Source organism: Brevibacterium salitolerans, from assembly GCF_039531405.1.
Classification (GTDB): Bacteria; Actinomycetota; Actinomycetes; order Actinomycetales; family Brevibacteriaceae; genus Brevibacterium; species Brevibacterium salitolerans.
Genome location: NZ_BAAAPZ010000002.1, coordinates 703,328 through 720,533 on the forward strand (window position 1 = coordinate 703,328; position 17,206 = coordinate 720,533).

Here is a 17,206-nt window from a genome sequence, read left to right on the forward strand (position 1 = left end):
GGTGCAGTGTGCAGTCGATGGCGACGCGCTTCAGCTTACCGGCTGGATCCGCGGTTGCCCTGTCCGTCCTCCCGCGCCTCCCCGACACCCACCGCGCCGCCGTCCGCGCATCGCGGGTGTCGGAAGTGCGGAAGTCTTCTACGAGCGATAGAATCTCCGAGAACGCTCATCGATCACTAGGAAGGTGCCGAGGACGATCGTGTCTCTTTCTCCGCATTCCGCGCACACCCGCACATCCTCGGCGACCTCCGGCGAGCGACCGCTGCAGCGGACCATCGACGAGGAGCGCGCGGGTGCGCGTGGGCGCGGAACCCTGCGGGGCACGCTGCGCGCCTACGTCGCGCTCACCAAGCCGCGTGTGATCGAGCTCCTGCTCGTCACCACCGCGCCCGTGATGTTCCTCGCCGCCCGCGGCCTGCCCGATCTGTGGCTGGTGCTCAACACGCTGATCGGCGGTGCGGCGGCTGCGGCCTCGGCCTCGGTCTTCAACTGCATCGCGGACCGGGACATCGACGCGAAGATGAAGCGGACGGAGAATCGTCCGCTCGTCACCGGCGAGATCACCCCGCGGGCGGCGACGATCTTCGCGTTCGCCCTGGGCTTCGGCTCGATCTTCTGGCTCGGCGGATTCACCAACTGGATGGCGGCCGGCCTCACCGCCGTCGCGATCCTCCTCTACGCCGTCCTCTACACCCTGGTGCTCAAGCGCCGCACCTCGCAGAACATCGTGTGGGGCGGGGCCGCCGGCTGCATGCCGGTGCTGATCGGCTGGTCGGCCGTCACCGGCTCGCTGAGCTGGGAGCCGCTGCTCCTCTTCCTCGTCGTGTTCTTCTGGACGCCGCCGCACTACTGGCCGCTGGCCATCAAGTACAAGGCGGACTACGAGGCCGCGGACGTGCCGATGCTGCCCAACAAGGTGCCGCCCCGCAACGTCGCCGCCCAGATGATCTGGTACACGCTGGCCATGATCGGCTCCTCGCTCCTCCTCATCCCGCTGGCGCCCATGGGCCCGCTCTACATCGCTGTCGCGGTGCTCTCCGGCGCGTGGTTCCTGTGGGAGTGCGTGGGGCTCATCAAGCGGGCGGACAAGGGCCTCTCCGGCACCCGGCTCAAGGCGATGCGCGTGTTCCACGCCTCCATCACCTATCTCTCCGTCCTCTTCCTCGCCGTGGCGATCGACCCGTTCGTCAACCCCTGGATGTGAGCGTGCCGCAGGGCTGATCCGCACCGGGGCCCGGCTGTTCTCCGGAACGGCCGGGCCCCGGTGCGTGTGCGGGGTGGGAGGGGCCTCCCGCCGGCTCAGTCGCCGGCCGGCGCGAACTCCACTCCGTGGTCGGCGGCGAGCTGAGCCTCGAGCCGGCGGACGCGCGGGATGATCTCCTCACCGAAGTGCGTGAGCTCCTCCTGGAAGTGGAGATAGGCGGTGAGGAGCAGATTCACCCCCTGCTTCTTGAATTCCACGATCCGTGCCGCGATCTGGTCATCGGTGCCGATGAGGCCGGTCTTGAACCCGTCGTTGTACTGCACGAGGTCCTCGAACGAGGAATCGGCCCACATGCCCTTGCCGTCCCCGGTGCTCTGCCCGGCCTGCCGGACGGAGGCGCGGAAGCCCTCGACGGCCGGCCGGTGCGCACGGCCCACGATCTCGCGCAGCTGCGCATGGGCCTCCTCCTCCGTCGCGCGGGCGATGACGAAGCCGTTGATCCCGAACCGCGGCCTCGCCGGCGCTGTGCGCTCACCCGATTCCGCCGCCGCGACGACGCCGGCCACGTTGTCCCGGTAGCCCTCGAGGGAGCGGCCGTTGGAGAAGTACCAGTCCGCCACCCGGCCCGCTGCCGCCTGTGCGGCGGTGGAGTTGCCGCCGAAGAAGACGTCCGGGTGCGGCCGGCCGGGAACGTCGACGGGACCGGGGCGCAGGGTCACGCCGTCGATCGCGTAGTGGCGGCCGAACTGCCTGTAGTCCTCCTCCGTCCACAGGCCGCGGAGGGCGCGGATGAACTCCTCCGTGCGTGCATAGCGTTCGTCGTGCTCCAGCCAGGGGAGACCGAACCCCGTGAACTCGTCCTTGAGCCAGCCCGAGACGATGTTGACCGCCGCCCGGCCGCCGGAGAGCTGATCCGCGGTGTTGATGAACTTCGCGAGCACCCCCGGGTGCCACATGCCCGGGTGCACGGCGGAGATCACCCGGAGCTTCTCCGTGGCGAGGAGGAGGGCGAGGGAGAAGCTCGTCGCCTCGTGCTGCTGGGAGGCGCCGTAGCTCGCCTGATAGCGGGTCTGCGTGAGCGCGTACTCGAAGCCCAGGCGTTCGGCGGTCCTCGCGAGTGTGCGGTTGTAGTCGATCCCCCAGTCCGTGCGCTGTTCCACCTCGGAGATGACGAGGCCGCCGGAGACGTTGGGGACCCAGTAGGCGAATGTCAGCGGAGTGGCGAGATCGGCCCAGGGCGAGACGTCCGAGGTGGGTTCCGGAGCGCCGCCGGGCGGGGAGTGGGTGCCGAGGTGCGGAGCGGGCATGCGAGTGGACCTTCCTGTGTGGGGCGACTGCGCTGTCAGTGTGCGGCAGCGAGGGCGAGCGCTGCGTGGCGATCGTCATATTCACGACAGGGGCCTGAACAGGCGACGCGTGTCCGATGCGCTGATCAGGCCAGCGGCGCCGGCTGCGCCGGTCCGCCCATGGCGGGATCACTGTGCCGGCTGCGGTGGAGGTCGCATCGCCGACACATCTGCAGTGAATATATGTCAAAGTCTCTTGTTCGGCTCGGCTGCTCGATGGAATAATAAAACTCAGATGCGAATCCGTGACGATGCGGACGGGCGGGGGTGAGGGTGATGGAGACGCTGCGAGCGCCTCCGGCTCGCCGGTGGACCCGGAGGAGGCGCTCCACGCGCTGCAGGAGCAGTCGCGGGCGTATGGGCAGCTGCGGGCGCAGGAGTACGCATCCACGGCCCGGTTCTGGCTGGGCAGGATCCTCGCGCATGAGGACAGCGGGGAGTGCGCGCCTGCGGGCGAGTCCGGTCTTGCGGCGCTGTTCCGCCCTGAGGATCAGGACGGCGCCGCTCCGGTGGTGGCAGGACAGCGGGAGAGGACCCTGCAGGCGTTCCTGGCGACGCTGCTGCCGTTCGCGGAGCTGACGGCGGTGGCCGGCGCGCTGAGTTCGACCGTGCCGCTGGTGCGGAAGCAGGCGGCGCAGGCGCTTGTGGTGCTCCTCGGCATGCCTGCCCTGCTGGGGGCAGTCGCTCAGGGGCGCAGGCCGGTGGACCGGCTGGAGCTGATTCTGCCGAAAGTGAGGCGTCTGTCGCTCGCACAGCTGCATGTGGTCGACGAGGCGATCGCGGGCCTGGACGAGCGCCTGTCCCTGGGCAGACATCTGGCGGTGGTGACGCAGGTCGTCGCCGGGCTCGAGCTGGCGGAAGCGAATTCCGCACAGGCGAGGCGGACGCGGCATGTGCGTCTGGAGAAGCTCGAGGGCGCGGAGGGCTGCCTGTCGTTCTACGGGCCCTATCTCGAGCTCGCCGCGTTCCACGCGCGCGGGCAGGCGGTGGCCAGAGCGGTGCTGCGCAACCAGATGGGAGCGCTCACGCTTGCTCCGGCACGCCCCTCGGATGCCGCCGGGGGCCAGGCCGGTGGGAACGGGGGATGCGGCGGCAGTGCTGCTCCGGTGGATCCGCGGAACACGGATCAGTTGGTGTTCGATCTGCTCACCGGTGCTCTCCCGCAGACCACGACGGTCCTCGAAGACACCACGTCCGGCGGTGTGCCGGGCCGGCGGAAGCGGGTGGCGGTGACCTGCCCGAGCGCGGGATCGTGGCTGCGGAAGCAGGCCGGGGTGAATGTGACGGTGCCCGTGACGACTCTGCTGCGGGTGGACGACCGGCCCGGGCTCGTCGCCGGCAGCACGCCCCTGCCCGCAGACGTTGCCCGTGAGGTCGCCGGGCATGCCACGGTATGGAATCGGATCCTCACCGACCCCGCCACGGGCGTGGTGCTGGACGAGGCGGCACGGATGTATCTGCCGGACAGAGGCACACGGTCGGTGGTGAACACGAAGTGGCAGCTGTGCACCGCGCCTGGATGCAGCGTCCCTGCGCAGGCGTGCGAGTTCGAGCACGGCGTGCCCTTCGACCACGCGGATCCGTCCTCCGGCGGGCCCACACATCCGGTGAACGGTCATCCGATGTGCCGGAAGCACCACGGACTCAAGACCCGCGGCGTGCTGCGGATGCGCAGGGTGAGTGGGGACGAGATCGTGTGGGAGCTGCCTCTGGGGGTGCAGGCATCGACGGTGGCTGCGCCGGTCGACGCCGGTCCGGCGGTGCCCGGTGATGCGGGCGCGGCACCGGCGGGAGAAGATCCTTCAGCTCTGGCTGCCGGCGAGTACGAGCTGTGGCGGGACGCGGTGGTGAGCGGGGAGGACTCTGCCCGGATCGCGGTGGATGCCACCGAGCAGCTTGTGCGGGAACACGTGCGGGAGGAGGAGCGCCGCTGGCAGACGCGGGCTGCCGTGGCAGCGGCGGAGGCCCGACGGAGGGCGGAGATGTCGGCACAGGAGCGGGACCTCGCCGCGCGCGAGGAAGCGCTGCGGGAGGCTCGGCGTGTGCTGCGTGCCGCGCAGGCGAGGGCAGCGGCCGAGGAGGAGCGGCTGGAGCGGCTGAGGCGCGAGTGCGAAGACGAGCGCTCGGTGTGGGAGTTCTGCCGGCAGCGCCACCGGGAACGCGAGGCCCGTATCCGTCGGATCGAGGACGCGTGGTGGCAGAGCCTGCGTACGCATGTCTTCACCCATCCGGCGCCCGACCGCGCCTTCAGCGCTCCTGTCGTGAAGGGTGCTGCTGACGGCGGCGGCGCCGTCGCCCCCTCACCGGAGGAGGACCAGCCGTTGAGCGAGGCGGAGGAACGGCAGATGGCCGGAACACTGGCAGCACACCGTGATGACCCTGGCTTCGCGGAGTTCCTGCTGCGTCATGAGGCGCTGGGTCAGGAGGACTACTGGGAGCATGTGGGCGAGGAGACCGTGCAGGAGGCTGAGAGCCGCGAGGGGGAAGAGGCTCTCGCCCGTGACGAGGCCCGCAGGCGTGCCGAGCGGGAGGACTGGCGGCGCCGGCAGGCCGCTGCACAGGAGGCGTGGGAACGGGAGTATCAGAGGGAAGCCCGCCGGTGGGGGCGCAGGCGTGCCAGGGCTGAGCATGCGGACCTGCTGAGGGAGGCCTGCCCCGCGGAGTGCTGTGTGGAAGCCAGGACTGCCGTGGAGGGTGTCTTCTCTGCCGGCGCGGAGGGCGCTGACGGTGCGGAGGGCGCGGGTGCGGACACCGCAGAGGGCTCCACGGTGCCGCTCTCGGCTGAGGAAGCACAGGCGGAGCTGCAGCGGGAGAGGTGGAGCCGGTGGAGGGGCGTGCCGGCGGGCGCGAACTTCGCCGATGACACGCCTCCGCCGTTCTGACCGCCCCCTGCGATGCGCGGCTCATGCGGGGGCGTACACAGGAAGATCGTCACGCCACATCCCGATCCGTGTGCCAAAGTCCTCGGAGATCCGCTGCAGCGGCACGGTCGGTCGTCCAGGTCCGCTCCACGACGCTGACCAGCCCGGCCACCGCCAACAGGGCCTTCCGGGCCATCCGCACACCGAGGGCCGGATCCGGCGCCGCGCTGCGCCACCGCTGCAGATGCATCGCGAGATCTCCGTTGAAGCCGCGTGCCGCCGCTGCGTCTCCCGGATACTCAGCATCGCCCCGCACACGATCGGGTCCGAGGAGCGGGACGCAGTAGTGGCGCAGGAACACCCTGTTGCGATAGGCCTCGTCACCGGAGCGGAGGTGACCGTCAGCCGTGATCGCAGCGATCTCCACACTGCGGCAGAGGTGCCTGAATCGGTGCGAGAGAGAAGCACTGAGTGTGGCGACCGCGGCTCCGGTCCTGATGAGCCCCTCCGATGTCAGCCCTTCGCGCGGATCCCTCACACGGTGCCGTCCGCGTACTGTGCGGCCTGCAGGGCGGCGTAGCGCCCGTCGGCGGCCATGAGCTCCTCGTGCGTGCCCTGCTCCACGATGGTCCCGGCGTCCATCACCACGATCACGTCCGCGTTCCTGATCGTCGAGAGCCGGTGGGCGATGACGAAGCTGGTGCGGCCGCTGCGCAGCGAGCCCATCGCCTCCTGGACGAGCACCTCCGTGCGCGTGTCCACGGAGGACGTGGCCTCGTCGAGGACGAGGATGCGGGGAGCGGAGACGAACGCGCGGGCGATCGTGATGAGCTGGCGCTCACCGGTGGACACGTTGTCCGCGCTCTCGGTCAGCACCGTGTCGTACCCGTCCGGCAGATGGGAGACGAAGCGGTCCACGTAGGCGCTGCGGGCCGCGGCGAGCACCTCCTCACGGGTGGCGCCCTCCCGTCCGTAGGCGATGTTGTCGTAGATGGTCCCCTCGAACAGCCAGGAGTCCTGGAGCACCATGCCGATGGGTGCCCGCAGCGACTCGCGCGAGACCGTCCTGATGTCCGTGCCGTCGATGAGCACCGCGCCCGCGTCGACGTCGTAGAAGCGCAGGAGGAGGTTGACGAGGGTGGTCTTCCCCGCGCCCGTCTGCCCGACGATCGCCACGGTGCTGCCCGGTTCCGCCACGAGGTTCATCCCCTGGATGAGCGGAGTCTCCGCATCGTAGGAGAAGTCCACGTCCCTGTACTCGACGCGTCCGTGCGTGATCTCCAGCCCGATCTGCGGCGCGGGTTCCTCATCGGCCTCGTCGAGGACCTCGAACACGCGCTCGGCGCTGGCCGCGGCCGACTGCAGCTGCGCGAATATGCCGCCCAGGCCGGCCAGGGGCTGGGAGAACTGCCGCGAGTACTGGAGGAACGCCTGCACCGTGCCCAGCGTCATCGCTCCGGCGGCCACCTGGACCGCACCCACGATCGCGATCCCGACGAACACCAGGTTCGAGGCGAACTGCATCGCCGGACCCATGGACCCGGCCAGTGCCTGGGCGCGGACGGAGGCGCCGTAGACCTCGGCATTGGTCCGCTCGAACTCCGCGGAGACCCGCGTGCGCGCACCGTGGACGCGCAGCAGCTGCTGGGCCGCGATGGACTCCTCGACGTGGGAGTTGAGCGCACCCGTGCGCTCCCACTGGGCGGTGAATGCGCGTTGGGAGCGCGGCCCGATGAGCGCGAGCAGCAGCGCCGTCACGGGGATGACGGCGAGCGCGATGAGCGCCAGACGCCAGGACAGGGCGAACATGAGCGAGAGCGTGCCGATGAGGATGAGCACGTCCGTGAACAGCTGCTGCGCACTCTGGCTCAGGACGTTGGCGAGATTGTCCACGTCGTTGTTGAGGCGGGAGAGCAGATCGCCCTTCTTCGACCTGTCCACCACGGCCAGGGGAAGGCGGTGGAGCTTCCCCTCCACCTGCTCGCGCAGCCGCTGGAGCGTCCGCTGCACGGCTTCGTTGAGCAGCCACCCGCCGGCCCACATGCACACCTGGGCGACCACGTAGACCGCCGCGGCCAGCAGCAGGGCGCGGCCGAGCGCTCCCATGTCCACACCGGCGCCCGGTGTGAAGTCGAGCTGCGCGAGCATCTCGGCCCGATCGTCCTCGCCCCGGGCGCGCAGGTCCGCGATCACGTCCGCGCGGTCCGTGCCGGCCTCCATGCCCTTCGAGAGCCAGCCGGCGAACACGATGTCCGTGGCCCGGGCGATGAGGAGGGGCGCCCACACGGTGCCCGCCGTCGCGAGCACGAGCACCGCGAAGGCGCAGGCGATGCTCAGGGTGTGCGGCCGGAACAGGCCGATGAGCCTCGCCGCGGTGGCGCGGAAGTGGGTGGCCTTCTGCCCCGGAGGCGCTCCGTGCGGAGTGCTCATGCTGCTGCTCCCGTCTGTGAGGCGACGATCTCCGCGTACACACCGGATGCGGCCATGAGGTCCTCGTGCGTGCCGAGGCCCACCGGCCGGCCGGCGTCGAGTACGAGGATCCGGTCCGCGCCCTCGGCGGCGGAGACGCGCTGGGTGATGAGGAGGACCGTCGAGTCGACCTGCCGCAGCGCGCGCCGCACCGCGGCGTCCGTGCGGGTGTCCAGGGCGGAGAGGCTGTCGTCGAGCACGAGCACCGGCGCCTTCCGCACCAGGGCCATCGCGATGGCGATCCGCTGGCGCTGTCCGCCGGAGAGGTCGCGGCCGCCCTGCGTGAGCACGGTGTCCGCGCCCTCGGGCAGCTGCGAGACGAACTCCCACGCCTGCGCGGCGACGAGCGCCTCGCGGATCTCCGCGTCCGTGGCTTCGGGCGCACCCAGGCGCAGGTTGTCCGCGATGCTGCGTCCGAGCACCTGCGGGGTCTGCGGAACGTACGCGAACTGGGATCCGTAGGCGGCCGGGGAGAGCGCGGACACGTCCACGCCGCCCACCTCCACCGTGCCCGAGGTGGGCTCGAGCAGGCGCAGCACCAGCTGTGCCAGCGTGGTCTTGCCCGAGCCGGTCGCACCGATGACCGCGAGCATCTCGCCGGGGGAGACGTGCGCCGTGACGTCCTGCAGCACCGGCTCCTCGGCCCCGGGGTACCGGTAGCCGACCGCGTGCAGGTCGAGGGCGCCGGGACGGGGGACCGCGGACACGGTGCCGGACTCGGAGTCGATCGCGACCTCCTGGTCGAGGACCTCGACGAGACGGCCGGCGGAGACCTCGGCGCGGGGGATCATCATGCCGATGAAGGCCACGAAGGTCACGCCCATGAGGATGAGCATGAGGTACTGGACGAACGCGAGGACCACGCCCACGTCGATGCCGCCGGCGTCCACGCGGATGCCGCCGAATCCGACGACGGCGACGGAGCCCAGTGACACGATCCCCATGACCGCGGGGAAGAGGACCACGAACCAGCGGCCCACGGACAGGGAGGCGGCGGTGAGGTCCCCGTTGACGGCGGTGAAGCGTGCGCGTTCGCGGTGCTCGGCGGTGAAGGCCCGGATCACCCTCAGTCCGCTGAGCTGCTGGGAGACCACGGAGGTCACGGCGTCGATCCGCTCCTGCATCACGGCGAAGGAGGGCACCATGCGCCGGATGATCAGGACCAGGACGACGATGAGCACCGCGACGGTCGCGAGGATGACCAGGGAGAGCCCGAGGTCCTGCGACAGGGCCATGACGAGGCCGCCCAGCGCCATGAACGGCGCCATGACGACCATCGTCAGGGTCATGACGATGAGCATCTGCACCTGGCGGACGTCGTTGGTGGCACGGGTGATGAGACTGGAGGAGCCGAACGCGGAGGTCTCAGCGCTGCCGAAGCCCATGACCGAGTCATAGACGCCGCTGCGCAGGCTCCGTGCGGCGCGCATCGCGACGACCGCTCCCACGATCACGGCGGCGACGTTGGCCGAGACCTGGCCCAGGGTGACGGCCAGCATGAGTCCGCCCAGGCGCCAGACGAGGCCCACGTCCCCGTGCGCGACGCCGTCGTCGATCACCGAGGCGTTGAGGGTGGGCAGCCAGAGGGTGGCGAGGATCTGTGCGATCTGCAGCAGGACGACCGCGATGAGGAGGCCCTTCTGCGGCAGGACGAAGCGGCGGACGAGTTCGAGGAGCATCCTCATGGAGGCGGTCCTTCCTCAGCGGGCGGGAAGCTCAGACGGAGCTCATGGGTGACGCTGCGTCCGTGCGGGGCGCATCCGCCTGAGCGAAGGACGGCCGACGGTACTGGGAGTCGAGCATGGCGGTGGACGCGGCGAGCACGAGGCAGATGCCGACGATGTGGACCGAGACGAGCATCCACGGTACGCCGGTGAAGAACTGAACGTATCCTACGACGCCCTGCGCGAGCACGACCACGATCGTGACCAGGAGGGGAGCGAGGGTGCGCCGAGCCTCTGCGGGATCGTCCGCCGCCTGTCGCCGGTTGAGGACGAGCAGTCCCAGCAGCGCGGCGCAGAGGACGTAGACGGGCGCGGCGTGCAGACGGGCCATGAGGAGGGTGTCGAGGCCGTTGCGCGCGCTGGCCTCGTCGCCTGCGTGGGGGCCCGCGCCCGTGACGAGCATGCCCATGACCACCGTGATCCACACGCACACGTACGCCGTCCAGGCGAGGATGCGCTGCGCCCGGGTGCCCGCGGGTTCGGCGGGCAGACCGGAGTCGTAGGCCCGGCGGACGAACAGCGCGCTCGCCGCCACGGCGAGGAGCGACGGGACGAGGTGGCCGGCGACGATCCAGGGGTTGAGCTCCGTGAGCACGGAGATCCCGCCGAGGACCGCCTGGACCGGCACGATCGCGGTGAGTCCCACGGCGAACCAGAAGAGGTCCGGGCGCGCACGCCGGGACCGCCACAGCAGGAGGATGGTGAGGACGCCCACCACCGCGAGGGCCACGCCCAGGAGGCGGTTGCCGAACTCGATGGCGGAGTGCATCGACAGCTCGCCGACCGGGGTGAGGTTCCCGTCGTTGCAGGTGGGCCATTCCGCGCAGCCGAGGCCGGAGCCCGTCAGCCGGACCAGGGCGCCGGTGAAGACGAGGACCGACTGCGCGACGAGCATCGTCCAGGCGAGCGATCTCTGCAGCCGAGTGGTGGAGCGGGTGCCGGTGGTCACGTCGTTGATGCCTCTTCTCTGGGTCTGACTCGGTGTGTCTCGGGAGGACGCGGTGCGTCCCGGGCCGTCATCCGTGCGGCAGCATCCGCGCGGCTGTGCAGCCGGAACGTCCTGGGGGAGTGCTCGTGCTCAGCGGGAATCATCGCGCAGTCCGCCGCTCGGCTCAGTCCGTCTCACAGCTCGGCCCCTCGCATCTCGGCCGCACACGGCACGGCTCGGTCGACGGAGTGCCATCAGTCGAAGGAGAACCAGCGGCGCGCGGCCAGGCCGCCCAGGAGTGCCCAGAGGAGGAGAATCGCGAGCGAGGCCCAGTCGACGGTGCCGGCGGTGACCGCGGACCTCAGGGCATCGCCCAGCGCCCCCGGCGGCAGCAGTCCCACCACCGTGCCCCAGACGCCGTCGCGGGCGAGCACGAGGCCGCCCGCGACGGCCATGAGCACCCACAGGAGGTTCGCGACTGCCAGCGTCGCCTCGGGCCGCAGCGTCCCGGCCATGAGCACTCCCCAGGCCACCAGTGCGGCCGCACCGGCGAGGAGCGAGAGCACGAGGCCGGGCCAGCTCACGGGGGCGGCGGAGAAGCCCAGCGCGGCGGCGCAGCCGAGCACCAGCAGGGTCTGCACGGACAGGACGCACAGCACGGCGCCGAGCTTCCCCGCGATCACGCCGCCGGCGCCGAGCGGGGTGGTGGCGAGCTGGCGGAGGACGCCGTACCTGCGGTCGAAGGCCGTCTGGATGCCCTGCCCGGTGAACGCCGTCGAGGCGACCGCGAGTCCGAGCACCCCGGCGGTGGCCGTCTGCGCGGCGTCCGCCCCGCCGGCCGCCGCGTCCGCGCCGCCGAGGGAGGCGAGGATCGACGTCCGCGAGAGCGCGAACAGCGCGATGAGGGGAAGGATGACGGCGAGCAGGAGCTGCTCCCCGTTGCGGAGGACCGTCACGGTCTCGAACCGCGTCTGCGCGAGCACGCGCCGGAGGGGCAGGGGCGAGCCCGCTGTACCCGTCCGCATCGCAGAGGTCTCGTTCATCGCAGGGACCTCCCGGTCAGCTCGAGGAAGACGTCGCCCAGGGAGCGGCCCCTCCACTCCAGGGTGCGCAGCGCGACCCCGTGCGCGGCGACGATGCCGGTGACACGGTGCAGGACCTCGGGCTCCGCCCCGCAGTCGAGGGTGAGGACGGTCCGGTCCGCATGGAGGACGCCCTCCGCGGCCAGCGCCAGCAGAAAGGGCTCCGGGGGCTCGCCCTCCGTCACCATGCGCACGGTCCGCTGGGCGGCCGAGCCCACGACCTCTCCCACCGTGCCGGCCGCGATCACACGTCCGTCGTCGATCACTGTGACGGTGTCCGCGAGCTTCTCCGCATCGGCCATGTCGTGAGTGGTGAGCACGATCGCCACGCCGTCCGCGCGGAGTTCGGCGATGACCTCGTCCACCGCGATGCGCGCCTGCGGGTCGAGTCCCGCGGTGGGCTCGTCGAGGAACAGAAGCCGCGGCCTGCCGACCATCGCCGCCGCGAGCGCCACCCGCTGCCGCTGACCGCCGGAGAGCCGGCGGATGGTGCGCGAGGCGAACTGGTCGATGCCGAGCCGGTGTGCGAGATCGCTCACATCCGCCGGGTCCTCGTAGAGCCGTGCGAGATGCTCGAGCACGGGGAGGGGGCGGGCCGACATCGGCAGGCCGCCGTCCTGCAGCATGACGCCGGCCAGCGCGGCGGTGCGCGCATGCTCCGTGAGCGGGTCCGCGCCGAAGATGCGGATGCTGCCGCCGGCCGGGCGGCGCAGGCCCACGGCGCACGCGACCGTCGAGGACTTCCCGGCGCCGTTGGGCCCCAGCAGCGCGCGGACCTCGCCTGCCTCCACCGTCATCGAGATGCCGTCGACGACGGTGCGGCTCCCGTAGGACAGGGAGAGGTCGTGAATGCACAGGGGCACAGTCGTCATAGCGCATCCACCCTACCCTCACGAGCCCGGCCGGATCTCCAGGCTTAGGGGCTCCTTCGTTTACAATCGCGTATTTAGGTAAGACACTTGTTGCTGAACGTTCGGCTGAGGGAGGTGACAGTGGCAGCTGCGGAGTCCGCATCGTCCGAGGACGGCCGCACGCGTCAGCGCGTGCTCGGCTTCGTCCTCGATCAGGGACCCGTGTCCGCCTCGTCCCTGGCGAAGACGATGGATCTCACGGCCGCCGCGGTGCGCAGGCACCTCGACGCACTCGAGGCCGACGGCCTCATCGAGGTCCGCACGCTCACCGGCCAGAAGGCCGGGCGCGGCAGGCCCGCACGACAGTACACGGTCACGGCGGAGGGCCATGCGAGGATCTCGCACACCTATGATGAGCTGGCGCTCGATCTGCTGACCTTCCTGCGGGAGACCGGCGGCGACGCCCTCGTGGGCTCGTTCGCGCAGGAGCACGCGGGCAAGCTCCGGGAGTCGCTGCGGAAGCGGCTCGACGACTTCCGTCCCGGGGAGCCCGCCCAGGGCACCGTGGCGGAGCGCTCGCGCAGGCTCGCCCGTGCGCTCGCGCAGGAGGGCTACGCCGCCTCGACCACGCCCGTGGCCGCAGGCACTCCGATGGAGGCGCTCCAGCTGTGCCAGGGCCACTGCCCCATCCAGCACGTGGCCGAGCGCTTCCCGGAGTTCTGCGAGGCGGAGCTCGAGGTGATCTCCGAGTACCTGGGCGTGGACGTCCGCCGGCTGTCCACGCTGGCCGGAGGCGGTCACGTCTGCACCACCCACATCCCCACGTCCGCACTGGCCAGGCCCCTTCTGGGCGGGCCGGCATCCGACCACAACCAAGGAGGTTCGCGGTGACCGACACCACAGCAGCCGCAGAGACCACTGAGCCCAACCGGATCATCGAGCTCAACCCGGAGCTCAAGGACATCGGCGCGTACCAGTACGGCTGGCACGACAGCAACGACGCCGGCGCAGAGGCCCGCCGCGGCCTGAGCGAGGACGTGGTGCGCAACATCTCCGCGCTGAAGAACGAGCCGGAGTGGATGCTCCAGCGGCGTCTCAAGGCCCTGCGCCTCTTCGAGAAGAAGCCCATGCCCACCTGGGGTGCGGACCTCACCGGCATCGACTTCGACGACATCAAGTACTTCGTCCGTTCCACGGAGGGCCAGGCGCAGTCCTGGGAGGACCTCCCGGAGGACATCAAGAACACCTACGACCGGCTGGGCATCCCGGAGGCGGAGAAGCAGCGTCTCGTCGCCGGTGTGGCCGCGCAGTACGAGTCCGAGGTCGTCTACCACAAGATCAACGAGGAGCTGGAGCGCCAGGGCGTCATCTTCCTCGACACGGACACCGCGCTCGCGGAGCACCCGGAGCTCTTCGAGGAGTACTTCGGGACCGTCATCCCCTCCGGCGACAACAAGTTCTCCGCGCTCAACACCGCCGTGTGGTCCGGAGGCTCGTTCATCTACGTGCCCAAGGGCGTTCACGTCGAGATCCCGCTCCAGGCCTACTTCCGCATCAACACGGAGAACATGGGCCAGTTCGAGCGGACGCTCATCATCGCGGACGAGGGCTCCTACGTGCACTACGTGGAGGGCTGCACCGCGCCCATCTACAAGTCGGACTCGCTGCACTCGGCAGTGGTCGAGATCATCGTGAAGAAGGACGCGCGCGTCCGCTACACGACGATCCAGAACTGGTCCAACAACGTCTACAACCTCGTCACCAAGCGCGCGATCGCGGAGCAGGGCGCCACCATGGAGTGGGTGGACGGCAACATCGGCTCCAAGGTGACGATGAAGTACCCGGCCATCTGGCTCACGGGCGAGCACGCCCGCGGCGAGACGCTGTCCGTGGCCTTCGCCGGCGCCGGCCAGCACCAGGACACCGGCTCCAAGATGGTCCACGCGGCCCCGCACACGCAGTCCTCGATCGTCTCGAAGTCCGTGGCGCGCTCCGGCGGCCGCGCCGGCTACCGCGGTCTGGTCCACATCCACCCCGGCGCGGAGGGCTCGTCCAATAACGTGCTCTGCGACGCCCTGCTCGTGGACAACATCTCGCGCTCGGACACCTACCCCTACATCGACATCCGCGAGGACGACGTGACGCTCGGCCACGAGGCGACGGTCTCCAAGGTGAGCGAGGACCAGCTGTTCTACCTCCAGTCGCGCGGCATGGAGGAGACGGAGGCGATGGCGATGATCGTCCGCGGCTTCATCGAGCCCATCGCCCGCGAGCTGCCCATGGAGTACGCGCTCGAGCTCAACCGCCTCATCGAACTGCAGATGGAGGGCGCTGTGGGCTGATGCCCGCGCATCCCGCAGGCACACCCGCAGTACGCACCCCTTCACAAGGAGAGACCCCTCAATGACCCAGACCCTCGAATCCGCGCCCAGCGGTGTCCAGGTGCCCGCCCAGGGCAGGGCGGACCGCACGCGCAGCTTCTCCGTCGATGCCTTCCCGGCCGTCACCGGCCGGGAGGAGGAGTGGCGCTTCACCCCGGTCCGCAAGCTCGCGGACCTGCTCGAGCCCGCCTCGCAGACCGCGGCGCTGACGTTCGGCGAGACCCTGCCGGACGGCGTCACGGTGGAGACCATCGACCTCGCGGCCGCCCAGGCGCACGGCGTGCTCGCGCCGGAGGACCGTCCGGCCGCCCTCGCCGCGGCGCACGCGGCCGGTGTGCGCCACTACCACCTCGCGGACGGCGTGGAGCTCGCCGAGCCGGTCATCGTCCACGCGGACGGGAACGACGCGACGGTGCACGGCCACGTCCTCATCACGGTGGGCCGCCACTCGAAGGCCACCTTCGTCCTCGAGCACGAGGGCCGGGCCCGCTACTCGGAGCTGCTGTCCGTGGTCGTGGGCGACGGCGCGGACCTCACGCTCGCCTCCCTGCAGCTGTGGGAGGACGGCAGCGTCCACCTCGGCCAGCACGACGCGCTCGTGGGCCGGGACGCGAAGTACAAGCACATCGCCGTGAGCCTCGGCGGCGATATCGTCCGCCTCAACTCCAATGTGCGCTACTCCGGCCCCGGCGGCGAGGCGGAGATGCTGGGCCTCTACTTCGCGGACGCGGGCCAGCACCTGGAGCACCGCACCTACGTGGACCACAACACCCCGAAGGCCACCTCGAACGTCATGTACAAGGGGGCGCTGCAGGGCAAGGACGCGCGGAGCGTGTGGGTGGGCGACGTGCTCATCCGCCCGGAGGCGCTGGGCATCGACACCTACGAGCTCAACCGCAACCTCATCCTCACGGACGGCGCCCGCGCGGACTCCGTGCCCAACCTGGAGATCGAGACCGGCGACATCGAGGGCGCCGGCCACGCCTCCTCCACGGGCCGCTTCGACGAGGAGCACCTCTTCTACCTCATGAGCCGCGGGATCGGCGAGTCCGAGGCCCGCCGCCTGGTGGTGCGCGGGTTCTTCAACGAGGTCATCCAGAAGATCGGCGTCGAGGAGGTCGAGTCCGTCCTCCACGACCGGATCGAGGAAGAGCTCGCGCGGAGCGTCCTGTGAGCCTCACCCCCGTGCTCGACGCGGACGCGCTGGCCCCCGGCACGGCCGTGCGAGTGATGGTCGCGGACCGGGAGGTCTGCGTGGCGCGCACGGAGGACGGGCAGGTCCACGCCGTCGACGACCTGTGCACGCACGGCGAGGTCTCACTGGCCGAGGGCGAGGTGTCCGGCTGCACCGTCGAGTGCTGGCTGCACGGCTCCGCGTTCGACCTCACGACCGGCGAGCCCACGTCCCCTCCGGCGTTCGAGCCGGTCGAGGTGTTCGAGTGCGTCGAACGCGACGGCCGGATCCTCGTCGACGTCGGCGAGTCCTGAGCACCTGCACCACCGCGCGGCCGCACCAGTGCGCACCCGCGTGAACCGAACCACCCCACACGTCTTGGCGCCCCAGGCGGGGCGCAGCCCGAGAGAAAAGGCTGAAATGAGCACTCTGAAGATCAACGACCTGCACGTCGACGTCGTCACCGAGGCCGGCAGCAAGGAGATCCTCCGCGGGATCGACCTGGAGCTGAACACCAACGAGACGCACGCCATCATGGGCCCCAACGGCTCCGGCAAGTCCACGCTGGCCTACGCACTGGCCGGCCACCCCCGCTACGAGGTCACCGGCGGCACGGTCACGCTCGACGGCGAGGACGTCCTCGCCATGAGCGTGGACGAGCGCGCCAAGGCGGGCATCTTCCTCGCCATGCAGTACCCGGTCGAGGTCCCCGGCGTGACGGTGACGAACTTCCTCCGCACGGCCAAGACCGCCGTGGACGGCGAGGCCCCCAAGCTGCGCACCTGGACCAAGGAGCTCAGCGCCTCGATGAAGAACCTGCGGATGGACCCGGAGTTCGCGTCCCGCAACGTCAACGAGGGCTTCTCCGGCGGTGAGAAGAAGCGCCACGAGATCCTGCAGCTGCAGATGCTCAAGCCGCTCTTCGCCGTCCTCGACGAGACGGACTCCGGTCTGGACGTCGACGCCCTGCGCATCGTGTCCGAGGGCGTGAACAAGGCCAAGGAGGAGACCGGCCTCGGCGTCATGCTCATCACGCACTACACGCGCATCCTCAACTACATCACCCCCGACCGCGTGCACGTGCTCGTCAACGGCCGTGTGGCGGAGTCCGGCGGCCCCGAGCTCGCCGACCGCCTCGAGGCCGAGGGCTACGACCGCTTCCTGGTCGAGGCCTGATCCGTGGAGG

Annotated in this window: 13 protein-coding genes; 7 read left to right on the forward strand and 6 right to left on the reverse strand. The window is 70.5% G+C overall.

What is annotated here, in order from left to right; genetic code table 11:
* Positions 1–199: 199 nt before the first annotated feature.
* Positions 200–1,204: a heme o synthase gene (locus tag ABD240_RS04225; RefSeq protein ID WP_425546985.1), complete on the forward strand. Its 1,005-nt coding sequence runs from the start codon at positions 200–202 to the stop codon at positions 1,202–1,204.
* A gap of 95 nt (positions 1,205–1,299) precedes the next feature.
* Here ABD240_RS04225 and sfnG read toward each other — a convergent pair whose 3' ends face one another.
* Positions 1,300–2,511, reverse strand: coding sequence for a dimethylsulfone monooxygenase SfnG (sfnG, locus tag ABD240_RS04230; RefSeq protein ID WP_344335409.1), 1,212 nt, complete (start codon positions 2,509–2,511; stop codon positions 1,300–1,302).
* Positions 2,512–2,795: 284 nt separating this feature from the next.
* Here sfnG and ABD240_RS04235 point away from each other — a divergent pair, with 284 nt between their 5' ends.
* Positions 2,796–5,432 carry a hypothetical protein gene (locus ABD240_RS04235; protein WP_344335412.1) on the forward strand — a complete coding sequence of 879 codons (2,637 nt, stop codon included), beginning with the start codon at positions 2,796–2,798 and terminating at the stop codon, positions 5,430–5,432.
* Positions 5,433–5,945: 513 nt separating this feature from the next.
* Here ABD240_RS04235 and ABD240_RS04240 read toward each other — a convergent pair.
* The 5 genes from ABD240_RS04240 to ABD240_RS04260 form a co-directional block, all read right to left on the reverse strand.
* The gene (locus ABD240_RS04240; RefSeq protein WP_344335415.1) at positions 5,946–7,841 is read right to left on the reverse strand and encodes an ABC transporter ATP-binding protein; all 1,896 of its coding nucleotides are present in this window, start codon (positions 7,839–7,841) and stop codon (positions 5,946–5,948) included.
* Entirely contained in the window at positions 7,838–9,565 is a 1,728-nt protein-coding gene (locus ABD240_RS04245; RefSeq protein ID WP_344335418.1) for an ABC transporter ATP-binding protein, read from the reverse strand. Before ABD240_RS04245 ends, ABD240_RS04240 begins: the two co-directional genes overlap by 4 nt.
* Positions 9,566–9,596: 31 nt before the next feature.
* Positions 9,597–10,553, reverse strand: coding sequence for a COX15/CtaA family protein (locus ABD240_RS04250; RefSeq protein ID WP_344335421.1), 957 nt, complete (start codon positions 10,551–10,553; stop codon positions 9,597–9,599).
* A gap of 233 nt (positions 10,554–10,786) precedes the next feature.
* Positions 10,787–11,575, reverse strand: coding sequence for an ABC-2 transporter permease (locus ABD240_RS04255; RefSeq protein WP_344335423.1), 789 nt, complete (start codon positions 11,573–11,575; stop codon positions 10,787–10,789).
* Complete coding sequence (locus tag ABD240_RS04260; protein ID WP_291792188.1) at positions 11,572–12,486, reverse strand: ABC transporter ATP-binding protein; 915 nt, start codon at positions 12,484–12,486, stop codon at positions 11,572–11,574. The genes ABD240_RS04255 and ABD240_RS04260 overlap by 4 nt, the downstream gene beginning before the upstream one ends.
* 120 nt (positions 12,487–12,606) lie before the next feature.
* Here ABD240_RS04260 and ABD240_RS04265 point away from each other — a divergent pair, with 120 nt between their 5' ends.
* The 5 genes from ABD240_RS04265 to sufC all read left to right on the forward strand — a co-directional run bounded on the left by ABD240_RS04265 (position 12,607) and on the right by sufC (position 17,196).
* A complete protein-coding gene (locus tag ABD240_RS04265) occupies positions 12,607–13,356 on the forward strand; it encodes a helix-turn-helix transcriptional regulator (RefSeq protein ID WP_291792191.1) in 750 nt (249 codons plus the stop codon).
* Positions 13,353–14,807, forward strand: a complete 1,455-nt coding sequence (gene sufB / locus ABD240_RS04270) for a Fe-S cluster assembly protein SufB (protein WP_425546986.1) — start codon at positions 13,353–13,355, stop codon at positions 14,805–14,807. The genes ABD240_RS04265 and sufB overlap by 4 nt, the downstream gene beginning before the upstream one ends.
* 61 nt (positions 14,808–14,868) lie before the next feature.
* Positions 14,869–16,020: a Fe-S cluster assembly protein SufD gene (gene sufD / locus ABD240_RS04275; protein WP_291792194.1), complete on the forward strand. Its 1,152-nt coding sequence runs from the start codon at positions 14,869–14,871 to the stop codon at positions 16,018–16,020.
* Entirely contained in the window at positions 16,017–16,334 is a 318-nt protein-coding gene (locus ABD240_RS04280) for a non-heme iron oxygenase ferredoxin subunit (RefSeq protein ID WP_291792196.1), read from the forward strand. The genes sufD and ABD240_RS04280 overlap by 4 nt, the downstream gene beginning before the upstream one ends.
* Before the next feature lie 106 nt (positions 16,335–16,440).
* Entirely contained in the window at positions 16,441–17,196 is a 756-nt protein-coding gene (gene sufC, locus ABD240_RS04285; RefSeq protein WP_291792199.1) for a Fe-S cluster assembly ATPase SufC, read from the forward strand.
* The last annotated feature ends 10 nt before the right edge of the window (positions 17,197–17,206 follow it).